Below are 8,495 nucleotides of genomic sequence, written 5' to 3'. Positions count from 1 at the left end.
CTCATCCTCAGAGGAATTTTCCAAATACAGCCTGATAAACTCCTCCGCCGCCGCCGGACTGATTTTTTTGAGCGCATCACGAATTTCCAGCAGCGTATCCGCCACAGGATCTCTAATCTCGTTTACCCAACGATGAACATTTGGCCGTCCTGTTCCCATCGTCACTGCTAACTTATTTTGGCTGATGCCATGAACTTCTAACACCAGTTTCAGTGCTTTACCTGCTTTTCCCATGCCTTTGATTGTGTCAAAAGCTCATAACAGAGTAAATGTTACCCATAGGTAACTAAAGGTGTAAGATAGGATTGTTACCCATAGGTAACATATCTTCTTAACAACAAACATCTTAATTGCAATGACTACAAGCTTTTTGGCAGAAGCCTTTGAAACTCTCACCCCGTCTGTTTCCTCTAGCGTATCTACCGAAACCATACCAAGCAGAGAATCTGTAAAGGTGGTGATATTGGGTTCTAAAACAGGAGTAAACAACACAATTCTCAGTTTGTACAAGCTTGGTTTTGCCCAAGTTAATGAATGGAGTCCTCTATTACCTACCCCAAATCCCGGTGAAGTGATGAGTATTTTAACTCGGTATATTCTGATAAATTGACACTAATTTTAGTGGGTTGGCAATGCACACCCTACAATTAAATACTTGATTCGCCTGGTATTGTTCCGTTAAAAACTCAAATATAAATGATATTTCTTGAACTCGTATTACAAAACTTTGGCCCTTACTGTGGTCGTCAGGTAATTAACCTAGACCCAAAAATTGATGAAGAAAATTCCTATCCAATTATCCTCTTAGGTGGGATGAATGGGGGCGGAAAAACTACCCTGATGGATGCAATTCGTCTAGCATTATATGGTCATCGCGCCCAATGTTCTACCCGTGGGAACTTGAGTTATAATGATTTTCTCAATCAATGCGTTAATAGCCACAGTTCACCCACTGAAGATACTCGCATTGAATTGGTTTTTGAACATATTGAAAATGACCAACCAGTAAAATATAGAGTTGTTCGGCGTTGGACAAAAAACCCTAAAGATGGTAAAGACCAATTAGGAATTTTAGATGCTCAAGAATGGCTGGATACGGCTTTAGTTAATATTTGGGATGAGTATATAGAAAATCTCTTACCTTTAGGAATTTCTAATCTGTTTTTATTTGATGGTGAACAAGTTAAGGAACTCGCAGAACAAGAAACACCTCCATCGATTGTAGTTGATGCAATTCGCGGACTTTTAGGTTTAGAACTAGCTGAACGTTTAGGCGGTGATTTAGAAATTATCGTCAACCGCAAGCGCAAAGAAATTGCGGATACTCAAGATTTAGCTAATTTAGAGGAAATTGAACAAGAACTAAAGCTACAACAAGAGGAATATCAGGAAGTTGAAATTCAATTAAAGGAACTGACTGATAATTTAGTAGTAGCAGAAAAAAAGCAGCAAGAAGCTGTGGATAATTTCATCTCTGAAGGTGGTAAAATTGCAGGCGATCGCACTTATTTAGAAAAACAAAAATCTCAACTAATTGCGGAGTCAGAAAATAGCCGTCAAGCTATGCGCGGATTAGCTGCTGATATTTTACCGTTAGCTTTCATTGAACCTTTGCTAAATCAATTTTATATCCAAGGACAAAAGGAATTTCGGACTCAACAAGCCAAGGTAGCATATAATTTATTATTAGAACGAGATTACCGCTTAATTGAATTAATTAAACAATTAACTATTGCTGACCAACAAGTAGAAAAAATTCAAGATTTTATCGACAAAGAAAATAATATCCTCCAGCAAGATACAGCAGGGGAAGTTTGGCTATTATCTGACACCGAAACTCTGCATCATTTAGATAATATTATTCATCATTATTTACCTCATACAAAAAATGCTACACAGAAGCAGCTAGAATTACACCAAACTCAAGAAGAAGAAATTATTACCCTAGAAAGACAAATTCAAACAGCCGCATCTCCAGAAGATTATCAAAAGTTGGTAGATGCATTGCAAGCAGCCCAAAAAGAAGTTGCTGAAGCGCAAGCAGCTTGTGAAATAGCCAAACACAATTTAAACGAATTAGAAACTCAAATTCGGACTACTAAAAAAATCTTAGAAAAATATACAGAAACCAATATTGATCGCAAATATAATGAACATATTATTACGGCAACAGCTAAAGTTCAAGATACACTTAAACTTTTCCGCGAGAAACTGACTCTCCGCAAACTGAATAAATTAGAAGTTGAAGTTACAGAATGTTTCCGCTATCTGCTACACAAATCAGATTTAGTGCATCGTGTCGCTATTCATACGGATAGTTTCAGCCTGTCACTGTATGACTTCAATGGTAAACCAGTTCCCAAACATCGACTTTCCGCCGGTGAAAAACAACTGTTAGCGATCGCATTTCTCTGGGGACTGGCGCGAGTCTCTGGACACCGTTTACCTGTAGCCATAGATACGCCTCTGGGAAGATTAGACTCATCCCACCGGGGAAACCTCGTAGAACGCTATTTTCCATCTGCTAGTCATCAAGTAATTTTATTATCTACTGATACTGAAATTGGCAAGCATGAAGTAGAAACATTGAGAAATAATGAAGCGATCGCTCGTGAATATCTGCTCAAATACGATTCCTCCACCCGCCAAACTACAATCATAGAAGATAAATATTTTTGGTAATAAATATCTTACTATCGAACCGCCAAGTCGCCAAGAGCGCCAAGAGAAACAGCAAACATCAGATAAATTAGGAATGTTCCCAGAATTATCTTTATTATGGAATCTCCAATTGAAAGAATTAAACTCTCCCAAACAGCTAAAGACCAACTTCTTAAACTCAGACGCACTACAAAGATTGACCAATGGAATATATTATGTCGTTGGGCTTTTTGTCGTTCCCTGGCCGAATCAACTGCACCCTCACCTGTACCAATTCCCCAAGATAGCAATGTGGAAATGACCTGGCGCGTATTTGGCGGCGAAATGTCTGATATCCTTCTCCTGGCTTTGAAACAACGCTGTCACAACGACGGCTACCCCATTGATAAAGATAACCTCGCTACCCAATTTCGCCTGCATTTGCATCGAGGGATTGGTTATTTAGCCGGTGATCCAAATATCAAGAAAATTGAAGATTTAATTAAACTAGCGCTGAAAGATGGAAAGGATATTAATTAACTGTTAACTGTTGACTGTTAACTGATATGGCTGAATCTTTAGAAATCGAGCGTCATCGAGCTGCGATCGCTCGTAATGATATCTCTCGCCCCGTGCGTTTAGCAATAGAATGGGCAATACTCAATCAGGAAACCTCATTTTTTGATTACGGCTGTGGTTACGGTGGTGATGTGCAGCGAGTCGGAAATTTAGGCTACACCAGCGCTGGCTGGGACCCTTATTATTTTCCCCATGAAACCGTTACCTCTGCTGATGTGGTTAACTTGGGTTATGTTCTGAATGTGATTGAAGACCAAGAGGAACGCCGTCAAAGTCTCATTCACGCTTGGGAACTGACTCAGCAAGTGTTAATTGTGGCGGCACAAGTATTAATTAATGCCCCTAGTAAAGCACAACTAGCTTACAGCGATGGTATTGTCACGCGCCGCAACACCTTTCAGAAATATTATGAACAACAAGAACTGAGAACTTATATTAATGAAATTCTCAATGTCGATGCAGTACCAGTAGCATTGGGTGTTTATTTTGTCTTTCGTGATGAAGCTGCAAAAGAAAATTTCAAAGCTATCCGCTTCTTTTCTAGCACTGCTACACCTAGAGTCCGTGTCCCCAGCAAGCGATTTGAGGACTACCAAGAGCAATTACAACCACTGATGGACTTTTTTGCCAACCGGGGCAGATTACCCGTTAAAGGTGAATTAGCGAATCAAACAGAATTACTCAGTGAATTTGGTAGTTACCGCCGGGCTTTTAATGTGGTGTTACAAGCTACCGATGAAGCTGAATGGGATGCGATCGCCTATCGTCGTTCTTTAGACATCCAAGTATATCTTGCCCTCAGCCACTTTGATCAACGTCCGTCATGGCAAAAACTAGCGCCAGAAATGCGTCACGATATCAAAGCCTTTTTTGGTAGTTATGCAGAAGCCTGTGAAGTCGCCGACCAAAAACTATTTAGTTTAGGTGATCCCAAAGTTGTGCAAACAGCTTGTGAAAAAAGCAAAATTGGTAAACACACACGCGGCGCACTTTATGTTCATGTTTCCGCACTCCCAGCATTAGACCCCTTATTACGCATTTATGAAAGCTGTGCCAGCCGTACTATTGGGCGTGTCGATGGGGCGACATTAATCAAATACAACATTGAAAAACCGCAAATATCCTATTTGTTTTACCCAGAATTTGACAGTGATCCTCATCCCGCCTTAAAAGCCAGTATCACAATTGATCTAAAAACTTTATACATAACTCACCGTGATTATGCAGAAAGAACTAATCCGCCAATTCTGCACCGCAAAGAAAATTTTGTCACTTCCAACTATCCCCGCTATGAGGAATTTGCTCAACTCACCCAACAAGAACAGGAATTAGGATTGCTTAAGCAGAAAAGTGAAATTGGGACTCGTGCCGGTTGGGAAAAATGTCTGGCTGCACACGGGGCAAAAATTAACGGTCATCAAATTGAGCAAAATCAGGAAAATTAAGGAACTACTGAGGCTGTGACGGCATCTTTGATGATGATCTCCGTGGGGAAAACCTGGGTAAACTTAGATGTTTGCGTAGAATGACACAGCAGCTATGGCAAGATATAGCAAAAGTCAAAAGTCAAAATTGAAATACTTGTTATGACTGGCTTTTGGGATTTTTTCATGTCCTAACCGCCTTGGCGGTTGCTATAACTGCAATTTACAAAATTGAGAGGAACCTGCACAACATGAAACCAGTGCGATCGCTGCTGACAGTTTTCGGTAGCCGTAAAATGGCAGCTTTGACATTAATCGGTTTTTCTTCAGGTTTACCATTGTTTTTAACCAGCAAAACCCTGCAAGCTTGGATGACTGTAGAAGAGGTAGATTTAACCGCCATTGGTTTATTTAGCCTTGTGGGTATCCCTTACTCTTTGAAATTTATCTGGTCGCCTTTAATAGACAGGTTTACAATCCCAATTTTAGGTAGGCGACGCGGCTGGTTAATTACACTGCAAATTGGGTTATTAATTGCGATCGCTCTCATGGCTTTCCAAGAACCCACAGAAGCACTACAGTTATTAGCGATTAACGCTGTAGCGATCGCCTTTTTAAGTGCCAGCCAAGACATTGCTGCTGATGCCTACCGCACCGACGTTCTCGAAGAATTAGAATTAGGAGCCGGTGCTGCTGTTTTTGTCTTAGGTTATCGGATAGCACTTTTATTCACCGGATCTTTAGCATTGATTCTGGCCGATAATTTACCTTGGCCATCAGTCTACTTATTAATGGCTTTGGGCATGGTAATTGGGATTATTGCCACCTTATTTGCCCCAGAACCCCAAGAAACCAGCCCCCCAGAATCTTTAGCTGCGGCGGTAATTTTACCCTTTGGGGAATTTTTCCAGCGTCAGGGTGTAGTTCAAGCCATTTTAATGCTGCTGTTTATCGTTCTATATAAACTGGGTGATTCTTTTGTCAACAATATGTCTACACCCTTTTTATTGCAAACTGGATTCACCCAAACCGATATCGGGGCTATTCAAGGCGGTATGGGGCTAATAGCTACCATTGTTGGTACGCTTTCAGGTGGCGTAATTTTGAGTAAAATTGGTCTAAATCGCTCACTTTGGTTATTTGGGGCTTTGCAAGCCGTGAGTAATTTAGCTTATTATGTTCTAGCCAACGTAGGTCAAAACTACCAGGCTCTAGTGTTAACAATCAACATTGAAAACTTTTGTGGTGGGTTGGGAACAGCAGCATTTGTGGCCTTTTTGATGAATATGTGTAACCAGCGCTTTTCTGCCACCCAATATGCTTTATTATCCAGTTTTATGGCTGTAAGTCGTGATATTCTAGTTGCGCCAGCTGGCACTTTAGCAAAAAGCACAGGTTGGCCGTTATTTTTCATTATTAGTATGGTCGCTGCTATTCCAGGACTACTTCTGTTACCATTGTTTGCCCCTTGGAACCCTAAACCAGTGGCAATATCCAGACCAGGACTAGAGGAAGAAGACGAGGATTTATGGGGAACCAAGTAGTTATTATTGTCGGCACATTTATTCTCTTAATTACTGGCTTGTTACTCGGTTATGTTCTCTCACAGTTAGTTTTGGGATTCCTAGCGTTTAACCTCCTAACTCTTTTTGGAACATTCAGCCTAATTTTGATTTTTGGTACACTCTATTACGTTTTATTTTGGCAGCTACGCAGAGAACAATCACAGATAGTGCCAGAACAAAGACCAGAGCAAGCACAGACACAAATCACCGCGCAAATAGCCGATAACCATCTCAAAAACAAACTAATTGCCAAGTTAGGAGGAGATGTTGCCGCAGCCGAGCGCTTAATTGATCAGGCCAAGCTCAATTATCCGGGAATGCCAGAAACCTGGTATTGCGAAAGAGTAATTGATGATTTGGAACGCGATCAACGTTAACCATGCTCAAAAGTCGCTAGAATAAGTCAAGAAAACTTCACAAATCTTCAGCTAGATTTTGAGGCAAAATCCTAGCCGATTTCAATTAAACTATGACCATAATTCGTCAATATATTGCCCCATTGCTGGCAGTGTTGGTATTTTCCTTAGCTCTTGTGGCAGTCAGCGCCCGCATTTTTTTACCTTCTGATATGGCAGCACCCGCACCCATTGAAGAAAATGGCGAAATCGGACTATATGGGGAGTCAGAATTATTTGCCCTTGTACAACCTCCACTGTTCTCATAGAAATGGAAACTGAGTTTGTCTGAGCAACTGCTACCGAGTTACTATATTCGTCGCGGTTCCACGCTAGAGCGATCGCTACTAGTAAAGTTCATGCAGCAAACTTATCAGGAACTATTTCCCCAGCAAGATTTTGCCCACTTAGCGCGAACAGTTGAGCAATATTTCTCCCAGGAAACACCTTTGTGGTGGGTAGAGTATCTAGATCAAGGAGATCCTCCCCAATCTCCTATTGCTTCTCTCTGGGTAGGAAATGCCATAGATCAAGTCCAAGGCGATCGCCATACTCACATTTTTCTCCTCTACGTAATCCCAGAACATCGACGGCGGGGTGTGGGTACAGCTTTGATGCAGTATGTGGAAAATTGGGCAATTCAAAGAGGCGATCGCCAAATCGGCTTGCAAGTTTTTCAATCAAACTCAGCCGCCTTAAATCTTTACCATCACTTAGGTTATCAAACCCAATCCCTATGGATAGTAAAATCACTCCATAACAAAAAATAAGCTGATATAGGAATCCGGTTTGGTTTCTGTTCGCGTAGCTTGGGTAGCTATATTTACTCGTAGAGGTAGGGAACAGGGAAGAAGGAATCAAGGTATAGGTCGTTTTGTATGGCTTACGCCACGCAAGCTATCAAAATTTAAATAGGAGTCCTATATAGATGTACAATATTTGGTATCTATAATATCTATCCAGTTTTGACCAATAGTTTCTTAATGGTACAAACCTCGATATTTATCCGTGGAATCAATCCCAAATCCAAAATCTAAAATTGTTTGACTTATTAGCACGAGGGGTGCCATTAAATCCTACTCGCGCATTTATATGAAATATGTATGACGAAGAAGACCTAAGCTTACTTGATGTCGAGGAGGAGCTAGAAAGCCCCCTGGACAAAATAGCGCCTCTAACTGCTGAGTCTGAAGTAGTAAAGCCCGATCCAGAAGTGATGTTAGCGCTTTTGGAAAATCATCAACCCCAGCAACGGATGTTAGCGGCTCGTGCTTTTTGTGATATTGAAGATAAACGTGCTACACCCCATCTAATTCGCCTGTTAACTGATACCTGTCCCTTAGTGCGAGTTAGTGCAGCTTATGGCATTGGACGCAATCCTAGTCCAGAAGCAGTAGAACCATTAATCACTCAACTTCACAAAGACTGGAATGGCTACGTGCGTAAAGGTGTAGTTTGGGCATTAGGAAATTGCCGCGATCGCCGTTCTCTAGCACCCCTAGCAGATGCCCTCAGAACTGATATTTCCGCCGTGCGTTTATGGTCTGCCAGTGCCTTAGCACAGATGGCAGACGTGGGTTATGAAGCCGTTGTGGGAGCCATCCCGTCCCTAATTGAAGCTTTAGTTCAAGATCCCGTCGCAGCTGTGCGGAGTAACTGTGCTTGGACAATTGGGCAATTGTGCCGCGAATTGCCATCTAACATAGTTTATGCCACAGCCATCGATGCCCTAATTCAAGCCTTTGCCGAAGACCAAGATTTAGGAGTCCGGGAAGACGCTAAAGCCTCACTATTAGGAGTAGGTGATCCTCGTGGCTTGCAGTTAATTGAAACCCTAGAACAAGAAGGATGGTTTTAGATAATTCGTAATTCGTAATTCGTAGTTCGTAATT

The 8,495-nt window shown here is 41.4% G+C and carries 10 protein-coding genes; 9 read left to right on the top strand and 1 reads right to left on the bottom strand.

Annotation, left to right across the window (positions count from 1 at the left end):
• Window positions 1–234 (bottom strand): helix-turn-helix transcriptional regulator (locus VB654_RS06735; protein ID WP_323212842.1); only part of this gene is annotated, 234 nt, incomplete at its 3' end.
• A gap of 121 nt (window positions 235–355) precedes the next feature.
• Here VB654_RS06735 and VB654_RS06730 point away from each other — a divergent pair.
• The 9 genes from VB654_RS06730 (at window position 356) to VB654_RS06690 (ending at window position 8,461) form a co-directional block, all read left to right on the top strand.
• Window positions 356–610 (top strand): hypothetical protein, encoded by a 255-nt coding sequence (locus VB654_RS06730; RefSeq protein WP_323212841.1) that lies wholly within the window; start codon window positions 356–358, stop codon window positions 608–610.
• An 86-nt stretch (window positions 611–696) separates the two neighbouring features.
• Window positions 697–2,682: a DNA sulfur modification protein DndD gene (dndD, locus tag VB654_RS06725; RefSeq protein ID WP_323212840.1), complete on the top strand. Its 1,986-nt coding sequence runs from the start codon at window positions 697–699 to the stop codon at window positions 2,680–2,682.
• A gap of 96 nt (window positions 2,683–2,778) precedes the next feature.
• Window positions 2,779–3,180, top strand: a complete 402-nt coding sequence (gene dndE, locus VB654_RS06720) for a DNA sulfur modification protein DndE (protein WP_323212839.1) — start codon at window positions 2,779–2,781, stop codon at window positions 3,178–3,180.
• A gap of 26 nt (window positions 3,181–3,206) precedes the next feature.
• A complete protein-coding gene (locus tag VB654_RS06715) occupies window positions 3,207–4,664 on the top strand; it encodes a DNA phosphorothioation-associated putative methyltransferase (protein WP_323212838.1) in 1,458 nt (485 codons plus the stop codon).
• A 230-nt stretch (window positions 4,665–4,894) separates the two neighbouring features.
• Complete coding sequence (locus tag VB654_RS06710) at window positions 4,895–6,187, top strand: AmpG family muropeptide MFS transporter (RefSeq protein ID WP_323212903.1); 1,293 nt, start codon at window positions 4,895–4,897, stop codon at window positions 6,185–6,187.
• Window positions 6,172–6,585, top strand: a complete 414-nt coding sequence (locus VB654_RS06705) for an ABC transporter permease (protein WP_323212837.1) — start codon at window positions 6,172–6,174, stop codon at window positions 6,583–6,585. The genes VB654_RS06710 and VB654_RS06705 overlap by 16 nt, the downstream gene beginning before the upstream one ends.
• Before the next feature lie 92 nt (window positions 6,586–6,677).
• A complete protein-coding gene (locus VB654_RS06700; RefSeq protein ID WP_323212836.1) occupies window positions 6,678–6,872 on the top strand; it encodes a hypothetical protein in 195 nt (64 codons plus the stop codon).
• A gap of 15 nt (window positions 6,873–6,887) precedes the next feature.
• Window positions 6,888–7,373 (top strand): GNAT family N-acetyltransferase, encoded by a 486-nt coding sequence (locus VB654_RS06695; RefSeq protein ID WP_416235666.1) that lies wholly within the window; start codon window positions 6,888–6,890, stop codon window positions 7,371–7,373.
• Between the two features lie 329 nt (window positions 7,374–7,702).
• Window positions 7,703–8,461 carry a HEAT repeat domain-containing protein gene (locus VB654_RS06690; RefSeq protein WP_323212835.1) on the top strand — a complete coding sequence of 253 codons (759 nt, stop codon included), beginning with the start codon at window positions 7,703–7,705 and terminating at the stop codon, window positions 8,459–8,461.
• Window positions 8,462–8,495: the final 34 nt, after the last annotated feature.

It is taken from the genome of Nodularia sp. UHCC 0506 (assembly GCF_034931045.1).
GTDB lineage: Bacteria > Cyanobacteriota > Cyanobacteriia > Cyanobacteriales > Nostocaceae > Nodularia.
The sequence above is the reverse complement of the archived record's forward strand: the minus strand, read 5'-3'. Positions and strand labels throughout refer to the sequence as shown.